General features: G+C 58.5%; 28 protein-coding genes and 1 pseudogene. 15 read left to right on the top strand and 14 right to left on the bottom strand.

What is annotated here, in order from left to right:
- The coding region (locus tag ACX80Q_RS17015) for an HNH endonuclease signature motif containing protein (protein ID WP_459331719.1) at positions 1-685 on the top strand (685 nt) is incomplete at its 5' end.
- A 51-nt stretch (positions 686-736) separates the two neighbouring features.
- Here the strand turns inward: ACX80Q_RS17015 and ACX80Q_RS17010 are convergent.
- On the bottom strand, positions 737-1840 hold the full coding sequence (locus tag ACX80Q_RS17010; RefSeq protein ID WP_459331718.1) for a hypothetical protein: 1104 nt from the start codon (positions 1838-1840) through the stop codon (positions 737-739).
- 270 nt (positions 1841-2110) lie between these two features.
- Between ACX80Q_RS17010 and ACX80Q_RS17005 the strand changes: the two genes are divergently transcribed.
- From ACX80Q_RS17005 to ACX80Q_RS16990, 4 genes are all read left to right on the top strand, one after another.
- Positions 2111-2743, top strand: coding sequence for a recombinase family protein (locus ACX80Q_RS17005; RefSeq protein ID WP_459331717.1), 633 nt, complete (start codon positions 2111-2113; stop codon positions 2741-2743).
- Positions 2744-3075: 332 nt separating this feature from the next.
- Positions 3076-3339: a PLDc N-terminal domain-containing protein gene (locus ACX80Q_RS17000; protein WP_459331716.1), complete on the top strand. Its 264-nt coding sequence runs from the start codon at positions 3076-3078 to the stop codon at positions 3337-3339.
- A gap of 132 nt (positions 3340-3471) precedes the next feature.
- Positions 3472-3879 carry a hypothetical protein gene (locus ACX80Q_RS16995; RefSeq protein ID WP_459331715.1) on the top strand — a complete coding sequence of 136 codons (408 nt, stop codon included), beginning with the start codon at positions 3472-3474 and terminating at the stop codon, positions 3877-3879.
- 194 nt (positions 3880-4073) lie between these two features.
- On the top strand, positions 4074-4421 hold the full coding sequence (locus tag ACX80Q_RS16990; protein WP_459331714.1) for a DUF6984 family protein: 348 nt from the start codon (positions 4074-4076) through the stop codon (positions 4419-4421).
- 167 nt (positions 4422-4588) lie between these two features.
- On the opposite strand, the gene ACX80Q_RS16985 is transcribed toward ACX80Q_RS16990, so the two are convergent.
- The gene (locus ACX80Q_RS16985; RefSeq protein WP_459331713.1) at positions 4589-5620 is read right to left on the bottom strand and encodes an LCP family protein; all 1032 of its coding nucleotides are present in this window, start codon (positions 5618-5620) and stop codon (positions 4589-4591) included.
- Between the two features lie 858 nt (positions 5621-6478).
- On the opposite strand from ACX80Q_RS16985, the gene ACX80Q_RS16980 reads away from it, so the two are divergent.
- Positions 6479-6934, top strand: a complete 456-nt coding sequence (locus tag ACX80Q_RS16980; protein ID WP_459331712.1) for a GNAT family N-acetyltransferase — start codon at positions 6479-6481, stop codon at positions 6932-6934.
- Positions 6935-7156: 222 nt separating this feature from the next.
- Here the strand turns inward: ACX80Q_RS16980 and ACX80Q_RS16975 are convergent, their stop codons facing one another.
- Together ACX80Q_RS16975 and ACX80Q_RS16970 are read right to left on the bottom strand one after the other, a co-directional pair.
- Complete coding sequence (locus ACX80Q_RS16975; RefSeq protein WP_459331711.1) at positions 7157-7651, bottom strand: hypothetical protein; 495 nt, start codon at positions 7649-7651, stop codon at positions 7157-7159.
- 986 nt (positions 7652-8637) lie between these two features.
- A pseudogene (locus tag ACX80Q_RS16970) lies at positions 8638-9027 on the bottom strand (GNAT family N-acetyltransferase); the annotation flags it as partial.
- A gap of 300 nt (positions 9028-9327) precedes the next feature.
- On the opposite strand from ACX80Q_RS16970, the gene ACX80Q_RS16965 reads away from it, so the two are divergent.
- The 3 genes from ACX80Q_RS16965 to ACX80Q_RS16955 all read left to right on the top strand — a co-directional run bounded on the left by ACX80Q_RS16965 (position 9328) and on the right by ACX80Q_RS16955 (position 11581).
- Complete coding sequence (locus ACX80Q_RS16965) at positions 9328-10131, top strand: TY-Chap domain-containing protein (RefSeq protein WP_459331710.1); 804 nt, start codon at positions 9328-9330, stop codon at positions 10129-10131.
- A 268-nt stretch (positions 10132-10399) separates the two neighbouring features.
- Positions 10400-10636: a hypothetical protein gene (locus ACX80Q_RS16960; RefSeq protein WP_459331709.1), complete on the top strand. Its 237-nt coding sequence runs from the start codon at positions 10400-10402 to the stop codon at positions 10634-10636.
- Positions 10637-10681: 45 nt separating this feature from the next.
- Positions 10682-11581, top strand: coding sequence for an alpha/beta hydrolase (locus ACX80Q_RS16955; RefSeq protein WP_459331708.1), 900 nt, complete (start codon positions 10682-10684; stop codon positions 11579-11581).
- Positions 11582-11985: 404 nt separating this feature from the next.
- Here ACX80Q_RS16955 and ACX80Q_RS16950 read toward each other — a convergent pair whose 3' ends face one another.
- A complete protein-coding gene (locus tag ACX80Q_RS16950; protein ID WP_459331707.1) occupies positions 11986-13416 on the bottom strand; it encodes an integrase core domain-containing protein in 1431 nt (476 codons plus the stop codon).
- 235 nt (positions 13417-13651) lie between these two features.
- Here ACX80Q_RS16950 and ACX80Q_RS16945 point away from each other — a divergent pair, with 235 nt between their 5' ends.
- The 6 genes from ACX80Q_RS16945 to ACX80Q_RS16920 all read left to right on the top strand — a co-directional run bounded on the left by ACX80Q_RS16945 (position 13652) and on the right by ACX80Q_RS16920 (position 18824).
- Positions 13652-13954 carry a hypothetical protein gene (locus tag ACX80Q_RS16945; protein WP_459331706.1) on the top strand — a complete coding sequence of 101 codons (303 nt, stop codon included), beginning with the start codon at positions 13652-13654 and terminating at the stop codon, positions 13952-13954.
- Positions 13955-14150: 196 nt separating this feature from the next.
- Positions 14151-14651 carry a hypothetical protein gene (locus ACX80Q_RS16940; RefSeq protein WP_459331705.1) on the top strand — a complete coding sequence of 167 codons (501 nt, stop codon included), beginning with the start codon at positions 14151-14153 and terminating at the stop codon, positions 14649-14651.
- An 839-nt stretch (positions 14652-15490) separates the two neighbouring features.
- Positions 15491-16519, top strand: a complete 1029-nt coding sequence (locus ACX80Q_RS16935) for a S66 family peptidase (protein WP_459331704.1) — start codon at positions 15491-15493, stop codon at positions 16517-16519.
- 126 nt (positions 16520-16645) lie between these two features.
- The gene (locus ACX80Q_RS16930) at positions 16646-17161 is read left to right on the top strand and encodes a GNAT family N-acetyltransferase (protein ID WP_459331703.1); all 516 of its coding nucleotides are present in this window, start codon (positions 16646-16648) and stop codon (positions 17159-17161) included.
- Positions 17162-17229: 68 nt separating this feature from the next.
- Complete coding sequence (locus ACX80Q_RS16925; protein ID WP_459331702.1) at positions 17230-18012, top strand: class I SAM-dependent methyltransferase; 783 nt, start codon at positions 17230-17232, stop codon at positions 18010-18012.
- Between the two features lie 230 nt (positions 18013-18242).
- Positions 18243-18824, top strand: coding sequence for a recombinase family protein (locus tag ACX80Q_RS16920; RefSeq protein WP_459331701.1), 582 nt, complete (start codon positions 18243-18245; stop codon positions 18822-18824).
- Positions 18825-18865: 41 nt separating this feature from the next.
- Here the strand turns inward: ACX80Q_RS16920 and ACX80Q_RS16915 are convergent, their stop codons facing one another.
- The 9 genes from ACX80Q_RS16915 to pdxR form a co-directional block, all read right to left on the bottom strand.
- Positions 18866-19918, bottom strand: coding sequence for a HoxN/HupN/NixA family nickel/cobalt transporter (locus tag ACX80Q_RS16915; RefSeq protein ID WP_459331700.1), 1053 nt, complete (start codon positions 19916-19918; stop codon positions 18866-18868).
- Positions 19918-20781 carry an urease accessory protein UreD gene (locus tag ACX80Q_RS16910; protein ID WP_459331699.1) on the bottom strand — a complete coding sequence of 288 codons (864 nt, stop codon included), beginning with the start codon at positions 20779-20781 and terminating at the stop codon, positions 19918-19920. Before ACX80Q_RS16910 ends, ACX80Q_RS16915 begins: the two co-directional genes overlap by 1 nt.
- On the bottom strand, positions 20778-21395 hold the full coding sequence (ureG, locus tag ACX80Q_RS16905; RefSeq protein WP_459331698.1) for an urease accessory protein UreG: 618 nt from the start codon (positions 21393-21395) through the stop codon (positions 20778-20780). Before ureG ends, ACX80Q_RS16910 begins: the two co-directional genes overlap by 4 nt.
- A gap of 42 nt (positions 21396-21437) precedes the next feature.
- Positions 21438-22157, bottom strand: coding sequence for an urease accessory protein UreF (locus tag ACX80Q_RS16900; RefSeq protein ID WP_459331720.1), 720 nt, complete (start codon positions 22155-22157; stop codon positions 21438-21440).
- 13 nt (positions 22158-22170) lie between these two features.
- Entirely contained in the window at positions 22171-22665 is a 495-nt protein-coding gene (gene ureE, locus ACX80Q_RS16895; RefSeq protein ID WP_459331697.1) for an urease accessory protein UreE, read from the bottom strand.
- Positions 22666-22676: 11 nt separating this feature from the next.
- A complete protein-coding gene (gene ureC / locus ACX80Q_RS16890; protein ID WP_459331696.1) occupies positions 22677-24389 on the bottom strand; it encodes an urease subunit alpha in 1713 nt (570 codons plus the stop codon).
- Complete coding sequence (locus ACX80Q_RS16885; RefSeq protein ID WP_459331695.1) at positions 24386-24739, bottom strand: urease subunit beta; 354 nt, start codon at positions 24737-24739, stop codon at positions 24386-24388. The genes ureC and ACX80Q_RS16885 overlap by 4 nt, the downstream gene beginning before the upstream one ends.
- A 31-nt stretch (positions 24740-24770) precedes the next feature.
- Positions 24771-25073, bottom strand: a complete 303-nt coding sequence (locus ACX80Q_RS16880; protein WP_103466512.1) for an urease subunit gamma — start codon at positions 25071-25073, stop codon at positions 24771-24773.
- 196 nt (positions 25074-25269) lie between these two features.
- Positions 25270-26805, bottom strand: a complete 1536-nt coding sequence (pdxR, locus tag ACX80Q_RS16875; RefSeq protein ID WP_459331694.1) for a MocR-like pyridoxine biosynthesis transcription factor PdxR — start codon at positions 26803-26805, stop codon at positions 25270-25272.
- Positions 26806-26940: the final 135 nt, after the last annotated feature.

The following is a 26940-nucleotide window of genomic DNA, read 5'->3' as shown; positions in this document are numbered from 1 at the left end:
CAACACGTGTTCCGGTGTCACGTGCCCTGACGGCGGCTGTTCACAAACCGGCGAATCCGGCAGTAACCCGGCACACCCCGGAAGCACCTCACACGGCACGATCGCCGCCCCAGATAACCTCAACAACACCGTCCACGAGTCCTGGCTCCGGCCGCGAATCCCGGCGAAGATCAGTGTCACCATCCCGTTCCTAACCCTGCTCAACGACTCCCAGGAACCGGGCATCCTGGAGGGCTACGGCCCCATCCCGCCCGAACAAGCCAGAGAACTCGCAGCCGGCGCAAGCTCGTGGCACCGGATCCTGACAGACCCCGAGAAAGGCACCATAGTCAGCATCGGCCGCCAATCCTACAAACCCCCAGCAGACATGGTCCGACTGGTCCGCCTCAAAGACCCCGTCTGCACCGGCATCGGCTGCGACACACCCTCCCGCTCCTGCGAGATCGACCACACCACCCCCTTCCACCAAAACCGCTACGACCCCCACGGAACACTCCTGCCCAAAGGCGAAACCAGCACCGAGAACCTACGCCCCCTGTCAAAATACTGCCACCGCCTCAAGGACGACCCCAGCACCGGCTGGACCATAGAACCCCACAGCCCAGGCATCACCAAAACCACCACCCCCACCGGCCGCGAATACCTCCACACCCAAAACGAGGAAGACCTCCCAGCACCCTTCTAACACCACCCACAAGTGAACCGCCGCCGCGCCAATCATGCAAATAATTCCGGCTTACGATTCCAGTGAGATGGGTTCGGCAGGATTCTCCTCAGTTTTGGTGGGCAGATTGAGCTGGGCTGCCGGTGACCAGAGGCTGTTCTTGTTGATTCCGTCTTCACCACTCCGGTGGTCGTAGATTTCACGGTAGCTGCGGTGGGGGTGACCGTCGTTCTGGATCAGGTGGGTACGGATGGCGGTTGCGTAGTCCGCCGTGTTGTCGGCGCGCAGTTGGCCCAGGCGGACAAGTTCCAGCAGCAAGTTTAGGCGGGCTCGGTTGCGGAAGGAGAATGCACGATCGACGATCATGGGACGAACCAGGTTGAGCGAATTTTCAAGGGCTCCATTGGCATAGACCGGTGGAATAGCCCCCCTGCGTAGGGTCTGCCTTTGGATCTGCTCTCCATGAATCATCACCCAGATTTTGATGGCCAATATGCCGGACTTCTCTACAGCGGTTTCAAATAGATCCCAGGGTTCCTTGCTGGTTAACGCGTCATGGAACAACGTGCGCAGCTCACCGGAGCCGGCTGCCCGGGTGAGTACCTCGGACCCGCTGGCCTGTAGGTGATGCTCGCTAGAGTGGTATCTATCCGCCCAATAGGCTGTTCCCCAGTGCGCCATGATCGCTCCCCGAATCGCAATATCCTCGTCGGCAATGACTGACAACGGATCTCCCGGGAGCCGTGCGAGGAACTCTTCCCAAGCTGACACAGCATGTGCTGGGTGGGCTTCCTGCCTCCACAACCTGCCATCTTTTCCGCTGGCATCGTAGCCATAAGCAGCGAGGATCGAATACATCTCTACCTTGGCTTTAGCCTCACCAATTCCGCGCCAATAGAACGACACAGAATCAAGGACGAGCACGTCCGGCCACCTAGTTTGGGCATATGGCGCAGCGACAACCGGAACGAAATCCGCCATCCATTCAGCCACAGTCTGACCGTTCTTCACCTCCCGCACAGACTTGCCGGGAATATTCACTACGGCCTGCATCTTCACGCGTCTGGCCGCATCCGTGTAGGTGCTTCCTCGCCCAACATCGACCAGTGCCCCGGCAATCTCCCGAATCAAATACTCAAACTGCGCTGGTGCCGCCGGACCCTCGTAAAAGGCCAAGTGATTCTCACATTCGACACAAGTCTCGACACTTGTAAAGGTTCTGCTGACAACCCCAAGGAAACGGTGAAAGGAACCTCCCGGGAGGATGCACCGCCAGCGCGGCCGAGGCCGCCCACCATCCCTTTGGATACCGTCACGTACAACCCGACCATCCGGGTGCCCACGAGGACAAACCGGAACTTCACCAGACATAGCCCAATTTTACGCCCGACCCATCTCACTGGAATCGTAAGCCGGCATTAGTTATGAGACACATTGGAGCTGCCCGTGACGAAACTGATCGGCTACGCGCGCGTATCAACGCGACAACAATCCACCGACCGACAACAAGCTGACCTTCTCGCCGCCGGCGTCCGAGCCGATGACCTCTGCGTCGACCACGGCGTATCCGGGGCCCGCGCATCACGGCCCCAGTTCGACCGTGCACTCGATGCTCTGATTCCAGGAGATACCCTGGTCATCACCACACTGGATCGGCTCGGGCATTCCACCCAGCACATGCTCGACTTCGCGCAAGAGTTGAACAAGCGCGGCGCGGGCCTGCGGGTCCTGAACCTTGGCGGCGGTGACATCGACACCTCGACCCCCATGGGATCGATGCTGTTCACCATCATGGCTGCCCTGGCTCAAATGGAACACGAAATTAAGAGTGAACGCATCACCGACTCCATCAACAAACGAAGAGCAGCGGGCAAAGACCTGGGCGGCCGGCCTCGCCGCATCACCGACAGCCAGATCCAGAATGCCATCCGCCTCATAGAAAGCGGAGAGCCCACAGCCCAAGTCGCCCGTGACCTCGGAATGTCACGCGCTACCTTCTACCGACGCGCACGAACACTCGCCCACCCAGACCCAATGCGGAACACCCAGGATGCCCAGCCCACTCCCCCACCCGCCTGAACGTCGCTCAAAGGCATTTAGGCTGTACCGCATGACGCCCCGTCACCGGACAGATCACCGAACACCCTAAACGGGACGTCCTGGGGCGGGGATTAATGGCGATGCAGGTCAGCGGCCTGATTGTCCGGTGATGGACCGGCTTGCGGGACACTTTGCCAACGTCTATACGGGACACCCCTTTCGGGACATCTCGGAAGCGTCTACGCATTCGCACACCATTCAGCTAGCAGATTGCCTTTTGGCCAGAGACGTCTCGAAGGTAGCGATAGGGTGTTAGTTACTCGCTAGTCGACGAAAAACTGGCGACAAAAATCGGCCTATTTGGGGGAAATATGTTGACGACGATTATTGGATCCATCAGCGGTACAGACCCGGTCATTCCTATGCCGTGGGTGATTCTGCAAGTTTCCATATCACTTGCATGTTTCGCGCTGCTGATCGCATCCTTGATAAGCATCGCTCGCACCAAAAATCAGCCGCCGGTCACAACCACAGTGTGGGTCGTGATTGTGTTCTTGCTTCCGGTTGTTGGCCCTATCCTCTGGTTCATCGGAGGACGAAAGGCATCGAAGCTTACCCGCTCAATGCCATCCTGAGTAAAGTGAAAGTCGGCTTCCGCGACTTCATCCCCGAATCCGGTAAAGAGTGTGTCATTCCACGTTAGTTCCTAGTCCCGTTACTCTTTAGTTTCCACAAATCAAGACACTGAGACTTGGAAGGCCCTAAGCATGCTGTCAGAAATTGACCCAGCCCTTTCCATTGGTGCCATACTCGGCGACTCGGATTCTGAAAGTATGGCCTGGAGCCGGCAGATCAACGCCTTAAGTCGGAAAGTTCAGAACGCACGGCAGGACATCACTAGTCCTCTTCGAGTCAATGTGGTGTTTCATGTTGACGGGAAACTTGCCCCTAATGAGTTTGTTGGCATACGGACAGGAAGTTTCTCGAAGAAACGATCAATGCTAATGATTCAAGTCGCAATCACTCTCGACCAAGTTGACGACATTCCAAAGTACTTGCGCCGACTCCTTGAAGCGTCGATCGTTGAGTCGGAGATTTTTGCCAGAAAGAGAAAGCTCGCAGATGGTCTTCCTGAACTACTAACGCTCGTCAAAGACCTGGATCAAAAACCGTGATGGATGACTGACACTCCACGAGCAGAACTCCGTTGTCCCGTAGAGAGGTTCCCTGTGCGGAATAGCTTGACCGCAGAGGGTTCGTCAAGCAGCCATTTCCGTCAGTCGCTACCAAATACATACTTCCGCAGGCACACTGGATACACCTAGCTTGGCTCCATACGAAGCCCCGGTTGTAGAAAGAGGTCGTCCCCATGAACCGTCCGATGGAAACGGGTGAGCGTCTCCTTGTCAACGCCCTGTTGGCCGGAGTCCTAGATGATTGGCAGTCTTCGATTCCATTGGATGATTTGACTGTGAGTGACATGGACGACGGTGGGATGGGAAGCCTAAGGGTCGGTTCAGGACACAAGGACCGTCGTTTCGGCCGGCAGCTGGTTGAGGGCTGGTACCTAGACTCCGACGAAACACCTATCTCCGTGTCGATAAACATCGATCAGTTTGGTGAGTTGTACGAGGTAGACAGCTGGAAAGTCGACTTTTCAAAGAGAATCAGCTTGCCTACGCGAACCAACGATGTACGGCTTGGATCGATTGGGTAAGGAAAGGCATCTCCAGATTCCCGATCCCGTTGCTTGCATGCCGTGGCACCGAATAGGCCTGAACAAGCAAGAAGTAGCCGATGGCCGCGTCATCCGTGCCTGGCCACCGGCCACAGTCTAAACGTCCCGTAGACCGTTCCCGCTATGGTGCTGACACTTCCTGTCAGCTAGAAGCCTGATGTTTTTTGGCAGGTCTGTTGATTCGCGGTCTGCCCGTTGAGAGATTCCGTTGCTGCGGGCGGAGTCGTTTCGGCTGGAGCGTTCAAATTCTCCTCGGGGACTTCTGCCGTGGGCTCTGCTGGTGTTGTTTCGGTTTGGGCTGGCGCAGAGGATTCCCCTGATGGCTGGGTGCCAACCGACTTGGTGATGTCCTGGTCGGCGATGATGGCCTGGAAAAGCTGTTTGGCCGGTTCTTCTTGGAGTTGAACCCGGTTGCTGTCGTAGATGTAGGCCTCGTTGGGTACGGTGACGAAGGATACGTCCTCGGTATCGACGTCCTTGAGGCGACTGGCCAGCTGGAGTAAGGCTGGAATGTTGGCCAGAGATTTGTCCAGGGTGACGTTCTTGGTGACTGTGTCGGCGATGGAGTACAGCTTGGGGATGTTGGTTAGCGTGTCTTCGCTCTTGATCTTGCGCACGAGCGAGGAAAGGAACCCTTGCTGGGCAGTGATCCTGGCTAGGTCGCTGGAGTCCCCGAACGCGCTCCGGGTGCGCAGAAAGGCCAAGGCGTCCTCGCCCTGTATCGTGCTGTTTCCTGCAGGCAACTTCAAATGTGACTTCAGATCATCGATCGGCTGATCCACGCAGACCTCAACACCACCAACGGTGTTGCTCAGGTCCACGACCGCGTTGAAGTCAGCGACCATGAAATGCCCGAAAGAGATGCCGGTTAGATCACCCAACGTTTTCCGAAGGCAGGACGGCCCTCCCATCTTAAGCGCGGCATTGAGCATTTGGGCATCCATGGCCGGCCAAGGGTCACCACCAGCCGCATCCACACAGCCGGGGAACGGGGCCACCGTGTCCCTGGGAATGCTGACGACCGTCACCCGCTGGCGATCACCGGAGACATGCACGGCCATCATGACATCAGCAAATCCCTCACCCCCGGAATCCTCTTCACTGCCATATCTACTGCCCGCGCCGGACCGCGTATCGGTCCCCACGACCAAGATATCGATGGGGCTCTTATCATCCACGGGTGGAGCCGAGGTTTGAGTCTTCCCTGGCTGGTACAAATCCGCTGACTGGATGTTGTTCTGCAGCTTCAAGTAAGCCGCCGCCCCGGCACCCAGGACGAGGGCCAACACCAGCAACAAGGCGATTCCGATCTTGGCCCATATGGTTGGCTTCTTTTTTGCGGACAAATGCCTAGCCTGCGGCGCGGCACCGGGTAGTCCGCCACTCGCACCGTCTGAAAGGGCCCTGCTAACGCGGCGTTGATTTTGTGGCTCGAACCCGGCCCGTCTTTTCCCCATGGAGCCTGATTCTACGGTGCGACCTCCACATGCAAGCCAAGCCCGGGAACATGTCCCACCACTAAATCGGCCACCAGAACACCGTGGAGACAAGGGCACGGCTTGTGTGGGCGTTGAGGCCAGCGTTCCCCTATTGGCCAAGGCTCCTCAGATGATAAGCCCGGCCACCGTGCGCACAGGCTACGGCTCTCTCAGACACACCACAGCGGTTGCTAACCACCTCAATTCCTGATGCATTCGTTTTTCCTTCACCCGCTCAGGAATCCGAAGGCTATCAAGCGATATCAAGCCCCTACTTCCCGAACGCAGCGTAGCTGCTTAGAACCGTCCCGCTGAGGGTTCCCTTCTGGAACGGCGAAGACCGCCATTCCACGCTGCGACATAACCGCCATTTGAAGTTAACAGTCACATACAGAAGTCGTCTGCACACGCTCCGGTGAACGACCGGCTTGCGGGACACTTTCCCAACATCAAGACGGCACACCTCTTTCGGGATGCTTTGAGCGTGGAACACCCGAACGGCGGCCAATCCCTCCTTCACAGTTCGAGCATCCAGCGCTGGGTGGATACCGTTGAGGAATGATCAATCTTTCGCGCGCAACTGATTCCGATATGACTGAAGTTTCAGAGTTCCTGCGGATCGCAGATCTAACGTTGAGCGGCCTTGATTCGCCGACGGTGCACTTGTGGATCTCGCGGGATGAATCGACGGGACGTATTTTCGCGACGACTGGATATGAAAGCAGCGAGGACGGGAGTCATGCCCTTATCCGAAGCGTCGCCGTGGATCCGGAACTTCGCGGGGCAGGAATTGGGCTGGAACTAGCCCAATTCGCGATGGAACGAGCTGTGGAGGCTGGCGCCAAACAGGCTTGGCTGTTTAGCCGCAGGTCGGGTTCTTTCTGGCAGAAAGCCGGATTCATGTCAGCAGATACGAAGGATCTTGCGGTTGCCCTTGCTGCAACACACCAGGTCCAACTATTTGTTGAAACTGGCCAGCTCGGACGTGAAGTCGCTTGGAGCCGACAGCTCTGACACGCCTTTAGCGGCCCGCTCCGCAAGATGTTCCCCAGCTGGGGCATTTACGGCCAAGGAGAATCAGGTTATTTCGCGCACCCACTCATCACTTACGGTCGCGGGTAGAGCTGTCTCCACGCTGGTTCACCGCGATCAAGCGCATACCCACCTTCAGAAGTACTTCGCTTTCCACTCGTGTGGCCAGCTGCAAGGAGGCTACGCGCACTTCTTATTGGCCTGCTACATAACCGGCGACGGTTTCTTCCGCGCCGTTGCCTTGATCGCTGCCGTCACCATCATTGCAACGACGACAAGGAACGCGATCCCGCTGGCCATGTAGAGGGGTGCCTCCAACGCGAATGCCGCCTCGGCGTTCCAATCGAAATAGGTATCTCCTACTGAGTTCAGGTTGGCGAACGAAGTGAAGAAGTATGCTGGCGCACCCAGGGTAGCGATGCCAGCCCACACCAACACGGTTGCCCAGTTTGGAAACGAAGTTCGACGGGAAAGTGTCGTTACGCCCCAAGCAAGTGCGAGCAGTATACCCATCGCCGCGAAGGCCAAACCCGGAATGGCGGTGTATGTCTGACCTGCAGCATCCATGTCAGCAATCGTCGTTTCAAGCGGCATCTCACTCGCGGCAACCAAGGCCCAGCCATTCATCAATGTTGCCCCGAGAAGGGAGTAGACGACGATTGCAACGATTCCGAGGAGTGTAAGCAGTACCCGCATCATGAAAGGCTAGCAGCAGCCTCAAATTGATCCCCCGCGTTCCGGAATTCTCGCACCGGCGTATGGCCTCGGCGAAGTACTCCCCGGACTACATGGATCCGGATGAAACTGCCGGTTACGCTTTCACGTCCGCGAACTGTCGGTAGGTGTATCGTTCAAGGTTCCTCTGTGAAACAGCCGAGCGCTTCCATTTCACGCCCGAGCTCCGAGGTCTAAGGACCCAGAGTCCGACCGGCTTGCGGGACACTTTGACTGCGTCTATGCGGAATACCCGTTACGGCACGGCGAGAGCCGCATTCGTGGGGAACATCATCGCGCCAGAGACAGCCCCGGTAGCTCCGAGGAAACCGTGGTGTGCGATTTCAGGGCTTGTCATGAGCTTGCCTTTCTTCTTGGAGTCTTTTCTCATATTTAACTTCCGAGACGACGAACGCACAGATAAATGCTCCTGTGAGAACCAAGAAAACCACCAGGGCGGGGTTAACCCATACCGGGATCATGTCATAGCCGGCGTTGCACTTGTCATGTAGAGGAAAGAATCGGGACGGCTCTTGCCAGTTCTTCGCTCGATAGTCGTCGTCAAGCAATTGACCTGCCTTCGCGCAGGTCTTGTCGATGTCCTTACCTGAGGCAATAGCCCCGAGGAATTACGTTGCAAGGAAGGCAAGGAAGGAGAGGAAGGAGAGGAAGGAAGGAAAGTCCAAGCCAACCTCTCTGTGTCATTCGTTGCAATTCAGATCATTCCCTTGTGAGTCACGGCGAGTGCACGCATGACGGCCGAGGTGGGTTGCGGGCTGGATTCCATCGGACAATTCTTTCAGTATGTGAAAGTTAGATCGTCCAACCGAGGGATGATTACATCAATCGTGATGACCGCAGAGGGTTCCGTGAATGGACGGCTCGCTCATGTTCAAACCCGCGTTAGATGGCAACTCTCCGTTGCTTCCGCCGCGACTTGATTCCTCGCCTGCTTGATCGCAGAAATGGCCTTACAGGTCGATCCAATACCTGCGCTTGAGGCCAAGTTCAGTGCTGCGTACGTCTTCAAGGACGCCACCGTTTTTCTCTATTGTTCGTGCTGATGGCAGGTTCTGTTCATCACAGGTAAGTACCTGTGTCAGACCCATGCTGCGGGCGTGAGGGAGGCTAGCTTTGAAGGCCCAGCTCGCAACACCACGTCCACGAGCTGTCGGCCGGATGTTGTAGCCAATGTGGCCGACCGCTTCGGGCATGAAAGGCGTTAGAACGTGCCGAAGTTCGATCGCTCCGAGGTAAGTGTCGTGCTCCACGATCCAGAACCTGCTGGCGGTCACTTGCACCCCGTCGAACAGCATTGCAGGATCAGCTGGCATAGTCAGTCGTTTTATCCAGGCTTCGAAATCCTCAGTCGTTGCGAACCGGTCACCAGGGCGAGTACCTGAACCGTTCTGGTGACCGTCTGGCCACTCTTCCTTAGCATCTACCTATGATTCATGGAGGGAGATGGCCGGGTCGACAAGTTTAAGCATGAAACTCAGCGTATCAAGCGTCCCGCAAGTGGTTCCTTTGCGGAGCACGTTATCTACACCACCGACTGCTACGTCCATACATTTTGGTCATCTCAAGAGTCGTGAGTGAACGCTAGGATTTACTGCCGCTACTTGGTATCGTGACCGTAGCCGTCGCTACTAGGGGGATAATTGGGTAATTTCGAGACTTCAGTTTTCGCGTCAGGATCATGGCAGAACGGAGAAGGAACCGACGGGCGACTTCGAATTGCCGTTCACGATAGCGACTTTGCCACCGTGGACTACCGGCCCGTTGCCGGCTCATCCGGTCGCTTCTATTTAGGATTCCAACCCCGCGACTACTTCGAGGACCCGGCCGCGAGCGACCCTGTCGATCTGCAGGCCGAATCGTCCAGATTTTCCCAATGGGCTTCAGCCGTCCTCGGTACCAACATCGCTGCAACAGAATTGCTCGTTCTCATGGCACCGGCGGGCGTTGAAGACCCTTTGGACGTTGTTGTCGAGGACACTTTGGTTCGACTACTAAATCGGCTCGGCATGCCTTTGCCCACGTGGTTGGCAACCGAGGGCCCGTTCGTAGATACAGACCTGGCTGCGCAGGAACCAGGACGGGACTGGGCGGAAATAGCTCGGGACGTAGCTGGATTCCTTAAGGAAATGACTAGTCGCGAATACTTGCTCGTTACCTACGACATCGGTCTTCGTGATTACTCCGTCTACGGTCAGTTCGCCATCAACGAGGGTAACTTTCAATGCGAGATCGTCTCCGAGCAGTTCTTACCAGCCGACGTTTGGCCAATAAATGACACCTACCTTCGCCACAGCGGTTGGTCCGCACCAGAAAATGGAAATCCCAACTGGTCGATGAGACAAGACCAAGCCGAGAGAGCTGCCGATTCAGTACTGACCGCCATGCGATCCGGCCTCGGATGCGCCGACTCACAATTGATCAAAATGAACTTTGGCCGTTTCTAGTACGTAGAGCGTTCCTCTGCGGACATCCAGCTAGATCTCGCTGCCGTCGTTGCTTTTAGCGATCCGGCCCGCCGTTGCCGGACCGGCTTGCAGGACAGTTACTCCATGCCTTATGAGACCCTTTTCGGGACAGTGCGTCAGGTTCGGAGGTTGGGCAGCCGTCATCCTGTTCGACTTGCGGTTATTTCGTGGCAAGTCATGAACCAGTCGCTGCGCGTCTGTGCTTACCTCCAAGGAGCCCGTGCGCTTGTGTGCAAGACTCGTAATCATGCGAGAAATTATTTGGGGATGGCTTACCTCTGCGATCGGGTTGGCTGTATTGATTTTACTGTTTTTCTACGGCATGCAGAGTGGAACGTGGCTGGATGAAGTCGGACCTTTGCGCTTATCGCCGCCGACTTTTGTTATTCCTTTTGCTATAGGCGGCCTCGGTTTAGTCCTGTTCCTCGGCGGACTGATCATAGGCTTAGTTGCGATCGGTGAACGCGCAAAGCAACGCCAGTAGCTCGCTACTTCGGCTGGCCTGGGCACATGAAACTTAGCCACAGAAGTGAGTCACCAAGCTCACAAGTACGAAAGTGTGGGGAATCTGAACCCGAGCGAGAAGCTGTTGCATGCGGTCACTTGGATCGATAGCACGGTCACAGGGCCTCATGGGCCGATACCCGTGCGGCATTATTCGTCGCCAAGCGATTCTGCACCCGACAGCACAAAGCGGATAGTTTGGATCCACGGGCGAGGATTCTTCAAAGGAAACCTCGAGCAAGCGGAGTCGCATGAGGTGGGCCGAGCTTTGGCTGCATCCGGATTTCGCGTCATCACGGTTGCGTATCAACTCGCAACCGTCACGAGATTTCGTTGGACTACACGTGGACTGTGCCGATTCCCGGCCGTTCACCACCCGGTACCAGTTGACGAAATCGTTGCTGTAATCCGAGAAGTTCAACGTGAAACGCCCACTGGTGTGATCCTAGGCGGCGCAAGTGCCGGTGCATGTTTGTCGGCCGCTGCGGTGCTTCGTCTGGTGGGCGATGGGGCTGACGAATTTGCTGGAACCTTTTTTACCTACGGACTTTTCCACGCCCGACTACCGAACAGGACACGCGAATTAGGACTCCGTCTCCGTGGCCTGCGCCGCTTCGTCCACACACCGACAGTCCTCAACCTGATGAATCTCCACTACGCAGGCCGGTTATCCGCCCTCTCCGAATCCGATGCCTTTCCTGGTGGACACCCTTTGCAAGGCTTCTCTCCGACGGTCATGATTGACGCCGACCACGACTCAATGCGCGCATCTGGCAGTAGATTCGCCCAAGAACTCGGGGCGGCCGGAATCGCGGTGGACTACCAGGTGCTTCCCGGATCTTTCCATGCCTTCCTAAACCGTCCACAAGAACCGAGCTTCGCAGAGGGCATTGATCTGATTGCTGAATGGGCCCGCGGGGTATGAACGTGAGGACCTTCGCCCACAGCAAACAGAAACACAGCTGGACATGCCCGGTGAGGGTTCCGGCTACGGGAAACCCAAGAAGCATCAAGACAAGCTTGTTCATGAGTTTTCGGCCCAACCACACCTTGCCGGCGGTATTTATTTGACATGAACGCATCAGGCGAAGTCTGTGGCCAAGTCCGTGGAATGATTCAGATTATGGATTCTGAAACCACTATGCCAACATTTCGAGACAAAAGGCTGCTGGGGATTGGCACATAGCCTCTGGTGGTAGCGCTTGTCTGCGTTGTTGGTGTGTAATCTCGCTACATCGTGGACAGTGAATATCACCTCTTCGTGGACACCGGGTCTCACTACTTTGTACACAGCTACCGGCGCTATGACGCCGGTAGCTGTGCGCGTGGCTATCGAGTGGCCATCACGTCGGGCTGTTCTTCTTGGCGTTGAGCAAATTGGTCCTCGTAGTGGTCTCGTTTGCGGTCCCACTGTTTGGTCGAGTACGCCGCCTGAACGCCTTGAACGGAGTATGAGGCAACATAGCGGCCCCGAACGTTCAGGGCAACCAGCGGCAGCGGGAACGAGAACACGATCTCACCTGTGGCCGGATCGGTGAGCATGAAGGCGTCGTCGGTGATGGTCCGGTAAAACAGGCGGTCGGCGTAGGTCATGGGCAATGAGACGTGGAAGCCTTGGTAATAGACTTGCCGGTTCGCGCGGGTGATCTCCACAATTGACTGGTCTGTGGCCTTGTCTTGGGCGGTGTCATTGGGCAGGATGGTCCCGGTCTTGGAGATCGTCAGTGCCGCCCGGTCAAGGTGGCCCTGACGGCGTGCACGGACCTGGGAATAGTAGGAGGCTTTCGCTTCCAGGACCGATAACGGGATCGGCTCGGTGGCCGGTGTATGTTTCAGTAAATCCCAGGCTGTGCGCGGTGTGGCATGGTCCAGGGCTTGGTGCGGGCGCCGGTTGTTGTAGTGGTCCCGAAACCGGCCAATCCTGCCCTGGAGCTGCTCGAGCGTGGCCGGCTGATGCGCGTCGAGGAACCGCAGCAGCGTTTGATGGGAGCGCTCGTTCTTGCCCTGGGTGGTAGGTTTGCCAGGCAATCCACTGATGGGCATGGTGCCTTTGGAGGCGAGGAAGATCTCCACGGAACCAATCCTGCCAGCCCGCAGTTGGTTGAACGCCAAAGAGTTGTCGGAAAGTACTTCTCTGGGCGGACCGTAGGCGATGATGGCTCGTTCGAGGACGTCCTTGGCATCGGCACTGTTCTCTGCACGGGAATACGCTGCTGTGCCCACATCGAAGCGCGAAGCATCGTCGAGGAGCTGGTACACGGTCACGACCTGTCCGCTGGTGAGTCGGTACTCGAAAGCATCGAGCTGCCACAACGACATCGCAGTGGCGCGCACGAACGGGATGTACGAGGATTTCGGGCGTTTTCTGGGGGCTGCGTCGACGTGGCCGACGCTGGATAGCAGGCGGGCTATGGTCGCGACCGAGGGAACCTTCCCGCCCGGGAACTTCTCCTGCTGGCTCGCTTCATAGTAGATCGAGCGTGGGCCGTAGTCCCAACCATCGGCTTTGAGTTGCTTGCGGATCCTCACCAACTCATTGACAACCGAGGGGCCATATTTGCGGGCCGGAGTCTTCGGTGCACGGGACCGCGGGTGCAGGGCCGCCGTGGATTCATGGACAGCACGGCCGCGGATCTTATAGAAAACGCTGCGGGAGATCTTGACCGAACGGCAAAATTCCATTACCGAGAGGGCATGAGGCTGGGTCAGATCGTAGTTGATGATGGCGGCGCGAGTCTGCGGTGAAAGTGAGTTCGTCATCCAATGACTATCGCCGCCAACGCACCGATAACAGTGTCTCCGATGTGCTGAGACAGCGTGTCTCCGATGTCATGAGATCGCGTGTTCACGAAGTGATGAGACAGGACATACAAAGTAGTGAGACCCGGTGTCCACGAAGAGGTGATATTCACTGTCCACGATGTAGCGAGATTACACACCAACTGCCCGGACAGGTGCTACCACCCGAAGCTATGCGCCACGGATCGTCTATCTGGTGCTCATCTATGCCGGTGCAGCTGTGCTGCTGCTAGTTCCAGCATTGTTTTTGGTCTTCGGTGTTCAAACGCTGGCTGGGAAGATGGGGATCTGGGTTGGTGATCCGACTTTCAACGACGGTGAGGAATCCTGGGCAACAATAATCGGCTTACTCTCCGGTCTGATCGTGTTAGCCGGCGCAGCATGGGGAACATGGTCCATGGCGCGACGCCATGGTTTGCCTCCCCTGCAGACAATCGCAATTGCGACAGGGGTCGTGCTCATTGGGTATCTGGCTTGGTTAGTCATGATCTTCGGTTGAACTCGAAGACCAATTTCTGCCAGGAATTAAGGCACCACCAGCGGAAACCCAAAAATACGGTCCCGTAGGACCTTCCCGATGCGAGAAGGCTTGAGGAGCCAACTAAACCACTCGGCTATCGATCAAGGAATCTAGCCCTCTGGCCATTCACTGGATACGGGCATACCGTAACAGGATGACATCCAGAGAACGGTTCATGCATGAAATCCCTCAGCCGGACGCCATCGTTGCCTTGGTTGAAGAGCTGATCCGGTACCACTGGCCCAAGAATGAGGCCGAGCAGGAGGCCTTGTTCGAGCGTCTGGGTTGGAGCCGCGGCACACAATCTCCGATGCACAGTTCAGCCGACCCCGCGGTGCACTTTCGCCTAGAAACAAGGGACGACGGCCCTCCTCTTATGGCCACTTCACGGGAAATTGACGGAGTCATAGAGTCAGTCTTTTTGGAGTTCCGACTTGATTCGGCACCCCCGGATCCCAAGGCAACTCAGTGCTTCGAAGCCATTCTCAGCGGGCTGACGGACCTCCACGGAGAGCCCACTATTCCATGGCACGGCCAGAGAGGCCTGCGGAAGATGTGGAACGTCAACGGGATCGACATCGACGTCACGTGGAACGACAGCCGAAGCTCGCTCTCGATCGGAGTCCAGGAAGAACGGGTTTTCGCTGCAGTGGAAGCCTACGCCCGAAACAACTGAGGCAGCCGGGCATTTCCTCATCCTTCAACGCGATTCGCGTCTAGGCCCTTATTACCACCAGCTGTCCCGTAGAGCGTTGGCATGCGGACGGTCTCTCGCGGATGAACCGGATCGTACGAGGCCAGATCATAGATACTCTTGCTGTATGGTCTACAACACGCATCAACGCGTAATTGCGGCTCCCGCCAACGAAGTTGGAGTACTCCTTGACTCGCTGGCGAGCCAGAACGATCGATTGTGGCCCAGGAGCGAATGGCCAACAATGCGCCTAGATCGGCCGCTCAGCATTGGGGCAGCAGGAGGGCATGGGCCGGTGCGTTATTTCGTGGGCGCGTACGAACCCGGCAGAAGGATCGAATTTCAATTCACCGGCCCCTCTGGCTTCAACGGCCACCACTCATTCACTGCCAGTAGCCTTTCTGACAATTCAACGTTGCTTCGGCACGAGCTTTCCATGTCACCAAGAGGAACGGCGATACCAACCTGGCCACTCTTCTTCCGACCCATGCACGATGCGCTTATCGAAGAAAGCCTGGATCGCGCAGAACATGAATTCAGCTCTTCACCCGGCGCTGCACACCGCCGGTCACTGTGGGTGAAGATCCTTCGGGCACCGTTCTCGGCACGCACGACCCACAAACAAAGCGCCCGGTGAAGGTTCCCCTGCGGACAGGACTATTGATCCCGCCGCCGTCAATTCTTAGGGCAATACAACTGCCCGGAGCTGGACCGACTTACGGGCACTGTTCTATGGATTGCTTCCCTGGCAAATGGAATGACGGTGATGGATTGGGGTAGGACGTTTTTGCTCGGTCATAGGCGCATGCAAGTATGAATCCATGGAGATTCGATACCCAAGGCCGTTAGCACCTGGCGATGTCATTGGCGTTACAGCCCCGTCTAGCGGCGTGCCCGAATCACTTGTGGGACGATTTGATTTTGTCGTACAGCAACTGCGGGACCGCGGTTTTTTGGTGGATTTGGGCGACTGCATGGACGGTTCAACGCACGTCAGCGCGCCCGCTGAACAACGAGCCGGGGAACTCATGAGGATGCTTTTGGACCCCATGATCAAAGCCATTGTGCCTCCGTGGGGAGGGACAACCGCCATTGACCTTATTCCTCACCTTGATTTCGATGCACTCGCTTCCGCAGAACCAACCTGGTTTGTGGGGTACTCCGATATTTCAACGTTACTCACCCCGATCACGCTCCGGACTGGAATGGCGACACTCCACGGGAGCAACCTCATGGACACCTCTTATCGTGTCCCGGAATCGTTGATGTCGTGGCTCGATATCGCCTCACTGCCCGCGGGTGAAAGTTTCAAACAGGCATCGCCTGGCGTTTATCGTGTCAACGACTGGGACGATTGGGAAAACAAGCCCGAAGTAACTGAACAAGCATGGAACGGCACCGGGGCATGGGAACGCCTCGACAAGGGCCAAGACGAGGTGAGCGTTGCAGGCCGTCTGATCGGCGGCTGCATCGAGACCATGGTCAACCTCGCCGGGACCCCGTATCTCAGGACCGAGGCATTGCGGAAGGACCCAGCTGCCGCCCTAATCGTCTATGTAGAAGCGTCCAGCGTCGAGGCCACTACGATTTGCCGGCACCTTCACGGCATGCGCTTGGCCGGATTCTTCGACGGAGCCAAAGCCATTCTTGTCGGACGCACCGGCGCCCCTGACTCTGCGACGCTCACCCAGGCTGAGGCAGTCATTGATGCCCTGGGAATGCTCGGCATACCCATCATCGGCAATGTCGAATGCGGCCACGTTCCGCCACAACTCCCCATCGTCAACGGAGCCAAAGGCCATCTGGTGTTCAACAAAAAGGACCAATACCTAGAACAAACACTGGCGTAATCCGACCAGTCGACTTCTAGCTCCTACTCATCGAAGCTGAAAGGGATCAGCTGGCACCGGCTCCATGTCCCGCAGGGCGTTCCCTTTGGGGCACTTGCTGGATTTCAGGTGTGATGAACTGGAGGCATGCCAGACATAGAGATTCAACGTCGCCAGGATCCCAGCGCGGTGGACCGAATACTGCGTTCCCTGCCTGAGTGGTTTGGGGTTGAGGAAGCTATTGAGGGTTTCACGGTCAGCGCCTCACGACAAGAGTCATTTCTCGCAGTGGTCAATGATCTGGCGGTTGGGGTGGCCCTGCTGGTGCGTCACTTCGAGGAATCAGCGGAGCTGACGCTAATTGCTGTAGATGCAAACCAACGCGGCGGTGGAGTCGGAAAGGCGTTGCTCGACGCTCTGGAATCAGTACTTATTGTCGACGGGTGCCAGCTGCTGCAAGTGCATACCGTCGCCCCTTCATTTGAGGATGCCGCGTACTCCCAGACCAGGGCTTTCTACCTTAAAGCTGGCTTCTTGCCGGTCCAGGAATTCGACCGGATCGATTGGGACGGCCCCACACTCGTCATGGTCAAGCCGCTTATACAGAAATCCGCCCGTCAGAGGTTCCGCATACAGGCGTGGCGATACGGCCCGGTCCCCTGATGCTTTGTGTCGGTTGATGCTAGACCTTCACGACGGGCCCGAACCTGGTACTCGCTAGGCTGGCAAGTATGAATCCGATCCATAGTGTGCCAACGGCTTCGAGCAATAATGCTGTTCTGCACAATGATGTCCGCCCTACTTGGTCGGCGGAGGTGGTTTCGTGGCTGCTGGGTTCACCCTCTCACGATCAACAGCTGGCAGTGCTGGATCTAGGAGCTGGCACAGGCCTAGGAACCCGGACCATCGCAACTCTCGGACATGACGTCACAGCTGTCGATACGTCCGAAGACATGCTGTCCGTGCTCCGAACGGTCCGTAAGGAGCTTCCACCCGGAGTCGCTGCTCGCATCAGTACTGCCAGCGGCTCGGCGGAACACATCCCTGTGGGAGACCAGAGTGTCGACGCCATTGTTTGTCTCCAGGCATGGCATTGGGTAGACCCCGAACGGGCAATAGCTGAATGTGATCGTGTGATGACGCCAAATGGCATTATGGGCATGGCATGGCACACCTGGGACCGCACCAGCGAGTGGGTGGAAGAACTCGCTGCAATCGTCGAGCCGGACGTAACCCCCGCTGACCAAACCCGAAGCGTGCCCGGAGGGTTTGCCGGACGAGGCGCGTTTTTACGCAAGGATTTCCCTTTCAATCACGAGCTGTCTGTCGACCAGCTCGTCCAACTGGCCAGCTCTTGGGCTTTCGTTTCACAGAGAGCCGACCAACGCGCCATCTTGTCGAAAATCCGTCGCCTTGGAGAAAAATCCCAGGCGATTGACACCGGGCTTGTTGGATTCCCTCACATAACGGCCGCCTTCCGCCTACAACGACCAGACGAATATGTCGTGGTATAGGTGGAACAACTTTGCACCATGAAGGCCCAACTAACGCCGAAAATGTCCCGGTGAAGGTTCCGCTTACGCGGCATATCAATGCTGTGCAGCCGAGTACTGAAATTTGTGCAGGTGACTTCTGAAAATGACACCGGCGGGACCACGGTAAGCATCGAATTGCCTATCAAAACTCACCACAAATTCAAACTAACAAGACGGGCCACATCTATGGGTTGCGAGAGTATTCCGTCATGGGCCATAAAATTGGCTACGCCAGAGTCAGCACCACCGCTCAGGACCCGCTGTTGCAACTCGATGCCCTGGCACGCGAAAACTGCTTGAAAGTCTTCACCGACACCGCAACCGGCACCAAGACAGACCGCCCACAATGGAACCTGTGTCTGGCGGACCTTCGCCCAGGCGACACCCTAGTCATCTGGAAGATTGACCGCCTCGGACGAAACCTCCGCGATCTGATTGATATTGTCACCACACTTGATGAACGCGGCGTCGGCGTTCAGTCGCTAACCAATGGCATCGTGGACACCACGACAGCCCACGGAAAACTCGTTTTCGGGATGTTCGCTCTCATGTCCGAATACGAAGCAGCACTGATCCGCGAACGGACTCAGGCCGGACTGGCAGCGGCCAGAACAAGAGGGCGCACCGGCGGGCGCAAGCCAAAAATGACGCCAGAACTCATCAACAAAGCCCAACGAATGTACGACGCCAAACTATTCACCATGAAAGAAATCGCAGACACCTGTGATGTCACACCAATGACGATCTACCGCCACATCCGAACATCCAACCCAAACCCGGAAATCCCTTAGCGCCAACGGCGACACGAATCCTACTCAACCCCCAACTGGAATCAGCCTGGTGGGGCACCCAGAGTACTGCTTCGCCGCCAGCCAAGGGCCGCGGTCCCCCACACCAGCAAAAACATCCCCACCAGCAGCAGTCCGGCATGACCCAGATCCAGCTCAGCCAGCCACGTGGTGACCGGATCCCGCAGGCCCAGGGAATCGTGCAAGATGGTCACGATTGTCAGGGCTGAGATGAACAGTGCCGAGGTGGCAGAAAGGCCCGTCACCACCATGTTGAAACCGATGCGCCGCGCCGGGTTCATCACGGCGGAACGGTACATCTTCATCATGGCCATGCCGTTGGCCGTATCGCACAGCGTCATGGCTGCGGTGAATGCCAGCGGCAGTGCCAACAGTGCAGCAGGTGAAACGCCCGCCATCGCAGCCGACGCCGTCAGCAGCAGGAAGGCGATGGTGGAGGCCGTGTCAAAGCCCAAGCCAAACAAGAAACCCAACACGTAGATGTCGCGCGGACGTTTCACCTTGGACAACGGCTTGTCCAGCAGGCGAGCCACCACACCGGTGGGAACCAGTTCGCCGTCGTCCACCGTGCCGCCATTGCGCACCCGGCGGAACAGCACGCTTGCCTTCAGGAATGCAGCCCCGTTGAACAGGCCTATGGTCAGCAGGAACAGGGCCGAAACCCCGGCACCAAAAACGGCCAGGGCCATGTTTGCTGCCGATCCGTCGTCGAGCAGGGCACCCATGAGGCCGGCGCCGCTGACCACAAGAATTCCCGCCAACATGACCACCGAGCTGTGTCCCATGCTGAAGGCGAAGCCGACGCTGACCGGGGCCCTGCCCTGGGCGGCGAACTTGCGGCTCGAGTTGTCGATCGCCGCGATGTGATCCCAGTCGTAGCTGTGTTTGACGCCCGCCAGATAGGCCGTCACGATGAGACCGAGCACCAGCGGATTCGTGTCAACGGAGAGCGAATAGAGCAACAACCCGGCCACCACCAGGTGGAGGAACACCACAGCCCCGAACGTCACGCCTATGCGGCGGGCAACGGGCAGCTTTTCCCGTTCCAAATATCCCAGGCGGGCAGTGGCGGTCATCAGTATTTCCTCAAGTTCAGCGGTTTCTGGCCGGCCCACCGTTCGCGCAGCAGGTCCACGGCCGCGGCCAGTATTTCATTCAACGGTTCGGTGGAAAAGGACAGCGCGCGCAGGGCCAGGCCGGGCCCCTCCAGCAGCGTGATGCCCAACTGCCCGTCCGGGTCCAGGGGCACCAACAGGGCGTGCAGCTCCTCCACCAGCGCTGCGTCAACCCGGGCGTCCACCACTAACAGGGAACCCAAATGCGTGTGCTCACCCATGAAGCTCATGCTGTCCACGGGTGAGCCAACACCGGGCCGAATCAGGAGGTTGTCCAGTACCGTCAGGCGCCCAGCAATGGAGATCTCATTGCGCATGCGGACCTCGTCATAGCGGAACAGCTGCCCGTCCGGCGACCATCCAGGCGTCACCACCTCGGCCATGACCAGCGACGCCGTGGGGTCCATCTCCACAGTTGTCACCTGCCCATAACTGGCTTCCCGATAGGCGATCAGCGGATCAGGCAACAGCTCCAGCCGGGCATGGGACGCCAGACGCACGTGCATGTGCTGTTCGGCCCGGTCATTGGGTGTGCGGTAGATCTTGGTGGCCGATTGAGTTGTCAGTAGAAGATCCGCTCCGGGGGCAACATCCACCTCAATCAGATAGCTGTCGCCACCCAAGTACGCGCCGCCGGGATTGATGATCACGTAGCAAACCTGCCCGGACTCATCCAGATAGTGCGGACGGAGGATGCGCAGGGCGCCGTCGTGGAATTGCTTGACGGCAATGCACCGATCCCCCCGGCGGTCAATGGTCAGGGAGAGAGTCCCGGCCCACTCACTATGTGTGCCGAGGCGGCCGATGGTGGCGGTTTGGGTCACCGGGATTCCAGGTCAAGCATGAGCACGTCGCGCCTGAGCCAGTTGATGACGTAGTCCAGGCCGTCGTCGGTCTTCAGATTGGTGAAGCAGTACGGCTTATGGCCGCGGAATTCCAGGGTATCGGCCTCCATGACGGACAGGTCGGCTCCAACGTAGGGGGCCAGGTCGGTCTTGTTGATGATGAAGAGATCCGCCTTGATCATGCCCTGGCCGGCCTTGCGCGGAATCTTCTCACCCTGCGCCACGTCAATGATGTAGATGGAGAAATCCACCAGTTCCGGGCTGAACGTGGCGGAGAGGTTGTCTCCCCCGGATTCAATGTAAATGACCTGCAGATCCGGATGCAGCGCCTCCAGCTCAGCCACCGCGGCCGAGTTCATGGACGTATCCTCACGGATGGCCGTGTGGGGGCAGCCGCCGGTCTCAATGCCGATGATCCGGTTCAGCGGCAGCACACCGTTGGCGGCCAGGATCTTGGCGTCCTCGATGGTGTAGATGTCGTTGGTGATGGCAGCGCTGGACACTTCCCCGTCCAGGGCGCGGGTAAGGCGCTCCACGAGCTGGGTCTTGCCAGCGCCAACGGGTCCGCCGATGCCAATCTTGATGGGTTTCATTGTTGCTCCTTCTAAAATGTGTGGGGTCTCGACAGGTGACGGTCAGGACATGAACATGCGGGCCCTTTGGCGCTCATGCTGCATTTGCGCAATTTCCAAGCCGGGGGCCGTGACGCCAAAGTCCTCACGACCCAGCGTCTGTGCAAGTACGACGCCGTCACTCACCTCGTGGTGCGCGGCGCGCAGCACGCGCTGGCCGGCACTTTGGCCGATGGGGATGCCGCGGATGGCGTTTTGGGTCAGTGAGGTGACAGTTGAAAACATGTAGGTCCCGAGCAGTTCGGCTAGGGGCACACCCAGGGATTTTCCGGCGATGGCGAAGGCCATGGCCGGGTGACCGGCGCAGTCCCCGCGACCAACAGCCGCTGCATAGTTTTCCAGCTCCTGGCACGGAAAAACAGAGCCGGCAATATCCAGCATGCGGGCGCCCATTTTTACCCCGGCCGCCCGAATTTCACGCGGCAGGGCCGAGGCATGCAACTCCCTGTCCACCCGATGGATTTCCGCCTCCGTCTCCGCCTCAAAAACAAAGCGGATGGCGAGCCCATCACTGTGGACCAGTTGAATGCGGATGAACTGGGTGAGCCAGTCGGAGAATGTGGCCTCGTCGTGAACCAGCCCGCGGTGCAGGAAACTCTCCAGGCCCAGAGAGTGGCTGAACGCGCCGGTGGGCAGCGCCGAATCGCTCAGTTGGAGCAGCGGCAGCAGGTACCCCGGCGGGACGGGGGGTGCCAGCGTAACGCTGGGTCCGGCGTCGGGCATCACGGCAATCCGCCTAGTGGCTGTGCTCGGCATGCCGGAACGGCACGGGCATGACGCGTTCCTGCCGCGAGTAGGGCACGGCCACGTGCTTGAGGTAATCCTCCACGGTGTGGTCGTAGGCCAACACCATGACCTGCGCGCCGTATTCGCTGTCCTCGCCAAAGAACTGCGCCTGCATGTGCCGGTTGCCCAGGTTGTGCGCCACCACGCCCATCTCGGCGATGGTGGTGGGGGCGATCACCAGGACGTCCGTGTGCTCAACGGAGATCACGATGGCGTCCTTTCCGTCGATGTGGAGGACGTCGCCGTCGCGCAGGTCAGCCACGGCGTCCCCGGCCAACCGGATGCCCAGCTCCCTGCCGTGATCGGTGGTGACGCGCTGGATGCGCTTGACCAGCAGGGCCGAGGGCAGCACCACGCGTTCCTCATGCAAATTCTCAAGTGCAGCGGGGTCAAACGTTTCCGTGGCAGGGTCAAACTTGTTGCCAAGAATGGCTTCGATAATCAAGGGTTCTCCTTTTAAAAGAGGAAGTAGCGCTGTGCCATGGGGAGCACGCTGGATGGTTCGGCCGTGACCACTTCGCCGTCCACGCGGACCTGGTATGTTTCCGGGTCCACCTGGATGTCAGGGGTTTCCCCGTTGTGCTTCATGTCCGCCTTGGTCAGGTTGCGGATGCCGTGGCAGGCACGCACTTCATGCTGCAGACCCAACTGCGCGGGAACGCCTGCATCCACGGCAGCCTGGGACATGAAGGTGATGGAGGAGGAATGCACGGCCCGGCCCAGGGTGGCGAAGTTGGCCCGGAAGGTGCGCGGCTGCGGGGTGGGGATGGAGCCGTTGGGGTCACCCATGATGGACATGACCATCTGGCCACCCTTGATCACCATTTCCGGTTTCACACCAAAGAACGCCGGTTCCCAGATCACCAGGTCGGCAAATTTGCCTTCTTCGACGCTGCCCACATAGTCGGAGATACCGTGCGCAATGGCCGGGTTGATCGTGTATTTCGCAACGAAGCGCTTGAGGCGGGCGTTGTCACCAATCTCGGGATCGTTGCTGTACTTCCCACGCTGGCGCTTCATGGCGTCAGCCACCTGCCAGGTGCGCAGCACCACCTCACCCACGCGGCCCATGGCCTGGGAGTCAGATGAGGTGATGGAGAAGATGCCCATGTCATGGAGCACGTCCTCGGCGGCGATGGTTTCCTTGCGGATACGGGAGTCGGCGAAGGCCACATCCTCGGGGATGTCCGGGCTCAGGTGGTGGCAGACCATCAGCATGTCCAGGTGCTCGTCGATCGTGTTGACCGTGTAGGGCAGCGTGGGGTTGGTCGACGCCGGCAGCACGTTGGGCAGGCCGGCCACCTTGATGATGTCCGGAGCGTGGCCACCGCCGGCACCTTCGGTGTGGAAGGTGTGGATGACGCGGCCGTCGATGGCCTTGATGGTGTCTTCCACGAAACCGAACTCATTGAGGGTATCGGAGTGGATGGCCACTTGAATGTCGAATTCGTCGGCGATCTTCAGCGACATATCGATGGAGGAGTAGGTGGCGCCCCAGTCCTCGTGAACCTTCAGGCCGATAACGCCGGCACGAACTTGCTCGGCCAGCGGCTCACGCGCGCTGGCGTGGCCCTTGCCCAACAAGCCGATGTTGATGGGCAGGTTGTCCACGGCCTGCAGCATCTTGGAGATGTGCCAGGCTCCGGGGGTGACCGTGGTGGCCTTGCTGGCCTCCGACGGGCCAGTGCCGCCACCGATCAGGGTGGTGATGCCGCTGGCCAGGGCAACAGGGATCTGGTCGGGGCTGACAAAGTGCACGTGTGTGTCAATGCCGCCAGCGGTGAGGATCTTGCCTTCGCCAGCAATGATGTCGGTGGCCACACCGATGGTGATGTTCACGCCGTCGGAAATGTCCGGGTTGCCGGCCTTGCCAATCTTGAAGATGTGGCCGTCGCGCAGGGCAACGTCCGCCTTGTAGATGCCTGTGTAATCCAGCACAATCACGTTGGTGATGACTGTGTCCGGGATGTCCTCATCCCGGGTGCGCTGGCCGTTTTGGCCCATGCCGTCCCGGATGACCTTGCCGCCGCCGTAGACCACTTCCTCACCGTAGGTGGTGTGGTCCATTTCGATTTCAAGGAACAGTTCGGTGTCTGCCAGGCGGATGGCATCGCCTGTGGTGGGGCCGTACAGATCGGAGTACTGCTTGCGGCTCAGCTCAAAGCTCATTTGGCGGCATCCTCTATTGTGTCTGTGCGTGCGTTGTCCGGAGCGTCCAGAGGTCCGTTGACCCGGTCCCGGAAGCCGTACACGTCACGGGTTCCGGACAGCATTATCAGGTTCACCGTCTTGGCGTCGCCGGGCTCAAAGCGCACGGCGGTGCCGGCCGGGATGTCCAAGCGGCGCCCATAGGCACCGTGGCGGTCAAATTCAAGGGCGTCGTTGACCTCGGCGAAGTGGTAATGCGAGCCGACCTGGATGGGCCGGTCGCCACGGTTGATGACCTTGATTGAGAGTGCCTGCATACCCGTATTGCATGTCACTGCGTCGGACCGCAAAACGTATTCCCCAGGGATCATGGGAGGTGCTCCTTTGGCGCGTAGGGCTGCTTTAGCGGATGGGGTTGTGCACAGTGACCAGCTTGGTGCCGTCAGGGAAGGTCGCCTCGATTTGAACGTCCTTGATCATGTCGGCCACCCCTTCCATGACCTCGTCGCGGGTGAGGATGGTACTGCCCCAGCTCATGAGGTCCGCCACCGTGCGGCCGTCGCGGGCGCCTTCAATAAGTTCGTAGCTCAGAATGGCGACGGCTTCAGGATGGTTGAGTTTCAGGTGTCTGGATTGCCTGCGCCTGGCCAAATCCGCGGCCACAACGATCATGAGTTTTTCCTGCTCACGGGGCGTCAAATGCATGTATTCCTCCTGAAGGGAACTAACGGATATAAGTGTCCACCCGTTATCTACAACCGGCAAGAGACTATGCCGGGAGGTCCGTGGAATAAGGCAAGAGTATCAGAGAGTTTTCTGGGTAGAAAATATGGCTGAACGCTGCCGGATTCCGGGAATCTTCGGTGGCCTCCTTCGCCTTGGAGAGCGCCTCAAGATGCCACTACCAGGTGTGGCCAATGTGGCGCAGGGCACGCACCATGTGGCTCACTGCCTGTGGCATGTGGTCAACGTCCGTTGCTGCAAAGCCGATCAACAACGCCGGACGGCCATCCCGCTTCAGGTAGTAGTCTCCGAGCGCGTACGTGTAGATGCCCCGGTCGGCGAGTTGGGAGGCAAGCTGCTGGTCATCAATGTGCTCGGGCAGCCACCCAATCACGTGCATTCCTGCATCAACGGGTGCCGCCACGATGAAGGGGTACAGCTGCCTGTGCAGTTCCGCCAACAATACCTCCTGACGGCCAAGGTAGAGACGCCGTGTGCGGCGAATATGGGAGTGCAGGTGACCTTCCCGGATGAAGTCAGTTGTGGCGGCCTGCAGCAGCGTTGAAGGCGACCGGCCAATGACTTGCACGGCCGCACTGAAGGGTTCCACAAGGTCCGCCGGCAGCACTGCGTATCCGATCCGCAGTGACGGGAACATGATCTTGCTGAACGTACCCACATGGATCACATGCTGGCTGCGGTCCAAACCAAACATCGTTGGCAGGAGCGGACCCCTGTACCGCAACTCGCTGTCACAATCATCTTCAATGACCCAGCTGTTCTGCTCATTGGCCCACTTAATCCAGTTCATCCGGCGGGCCAGGCTCATGGACATGCCCAGTGGGTGCTGACGGGACGGCGTGAGAAACATGAGACGTCCAGGCCGGTGCATGGCGGCTCCGGCGGCCAAATTAGCCCCGTCAGCATCGATGGGTATGCCGCGAACAGTGCAACCATTGGCCAGGAAGGCGAGCCGGGCTGCAATATGCCCCGGATCCTCCATCCACACCTCATCCCCGGAATCCACCATGAGCAGGGCCAGGGCGTTGAAGGCCTGCTGGGCCCCCGAGCAAATCACCACCTGCTCGGCGCTGGCACCGATCCCCCGGGCATCATTGAGGTAGTCAGCCACGGCCTCACGCAGCGGCCGGTGACCGAACGGGTCACCGTAGCCCAGCATGTCAACGTCGCGCCGTCCACCGTGCCTGGCCAGCAGCCGCTTCCACGTGTGGACAGGAAAGGCATCCACTCCCACCTGGCTGGGGACGAACGACTCCTCATCCTCGGGATTCCAGGAAAGGGGTGCGTGGCTGTACAAGTTGCTGCCGCGCGCCGAGGTGGCGGCCGACGCCCTTGCCGAAAGAAATGGCCGTTCGGGCGCCGGCTCCGAAGCGAACTGGCTGCGCCACTCGTCGCCAACATAGGTGCCATCTCCCGGGCGGGAACGCAGGAATCCCTCGGCGCGCAGCTCATCGAACGCATTGACAACTGTGATGCGGGAGGCCCCCAGTTCCAGGGTCAGCGTCCGCGTCGAAGGCAACCTGGCCCCGCCTGGAAGCCTGCCGCTGAGGACCTGCGCGCGTATTTGCAGGTAGATCTGCCGGTGCAGCGGCACCTCGCTGGACCGGTCCAGCACAACATCGCCAAGAAGCCTGCCTCCGGAGCCCTTCACCGGACGCCATCCCGGCAGGCGCCCGGCAGACGTGGGCAACACTCACGCGTTTTCATGCACTTGATCCTAGTTCAGCTGAAAGTACGACGGCGGGGGGAAAAAAAGAAGGGGGGGGGGGGGGGGGGGAGGGGGAGGGGGGGGGGGGGGGGGGGGGGGGGGGGAGGGACCCACAAAACA

It is taken from the genome of Arthrobacter sp. HLT1-20 (genome assembly GCF_054510895.1).
Note: the sequence above shows the minus strand (reverse complement) of the source record. Positions and strands in the feature narration are given on the sequence as shown.

Coding starts and splice junctions, on each gene's coding strand:
- ACX80Q_RS16925 (WP_459331702.1), top strand. CDS start 17,230: ATGAATCCGATCCATAGTGTGCCAACGGCTTCGAGCAATAATGCTGTT.
- ureC (WP_459331696.1), bottom strand. CDS start 24,389: ATGAGCTTTGAGCTGAGCCGCAAGCAGTACTCCGATCTGTACGGCCCC.
- ACX80Q_RS16975 (WP_459331711.1), bottom strand. CDS start 7,651: ATGATGCGGGTACTGCTTACACTCCTCGGAATCGTTGCAATCGTCGTC.
- ureG (WP_459331698.1), bottom strand. CDS start 21,395: ATGAAACCCATCAAGATTGGCATCGGCGGACCCGTTGGCGCTGGCAAG.
- ACX80Q_RS16995 (WP_459331715.1), top strand. CDS start 3,472: ATGCTGTCAGAAATTGACCCAGCCCTTTCCATTGGTGCCATACTCGGC.
- ACX80Q_RS16935 (WP_459331704.1), top strand. CDS start 15,491: ATGGAGATTCGATACCCAAGGCCGTTAGCACCTGGCGATGTCATTGGC.
- ACX80Q_RS16960 (WP_459331709.1), top strand. CDS start 10,400: ATGCGAGAAATTATTTGGGGATGGCTTACCTCTGCGATCGGGTTGGCT.
- ACX80Q_RS16915 (WP_459331700.1), bottom strand. CDS start 19,918: ATGACCGCCACTGCCCGCCTGGGATATTTGGAACGGGAAAAGCTGCCC.
- ACX80Q_RS16880 (WP_103466512.1), bottom strand. CDS start 25,073: ATGCATTTGACGCCCCGTGAGCAGGAAAAACTCATGATCGTTGTGGCC.
- ACX80Q_RS16885 (WP_459331695.1), bottom strand. CDS start 24,739: ATGATCCCTGGGGAATACGTTTTGCGGTCCGACGCAGTGACATGCAAT.
- ACX80Q_RS16990 (WP_459331714.1), top strand. CDS start 4,074: ATGAACCGTCCGATGGAAACGGGTGAGCGTCTCCTTGTCAACGCCCTG.
- ACX80Q_RS16930 (WP_459331703.1), top strand. CDS start 16,646: ATGCCAGACATAGAGATTCAACGTCGCCAGGATCCCAGCGCGGTGGAC.
- ACX80Q_RS16920 (WP_459331701.1), top strand. CDS start 18,243: ATGGGCCATAAAATTGGCTACGCCAGAGTCAGCACCACCGCTCAGGAC.
- ACX80Q_RS16900 (WP_459331720.1), bottom strand. CDS start 22,157: ATGCCCGACGCCGGACCCAGCGTTACGCTGGCACCCCCCGTCCCGCCG.
- ACX80Q_RS16950 (WP_459331707.1), bottom strand. CDS start 13,416: ATGACGAACTCACTTTCACCGCAGACTCGCGCCGCCATCATCAACTAC.
- ACX80Q_RS16980 (WP_459331712.1), top strand. CDS start 6,479: ATGATCAATCTTTCGCGCGCAACTGATTCCGATATGACTGAAGTTTCA.
- ACX80Q_RS16940 (WP_459331705.1), top strand. CDS start 14,151: ATGCATGAAATCCCTCAGCCGGACGCCATCGTTGCCTTGGTTGAAGAG.
- ACX80Q_RS17000 (WP_459331716.1), top strand. CDS start 3,076: ATGTTGACGACGATTATTGGATCCATCAGCGGTACAGACCCGGTCATT.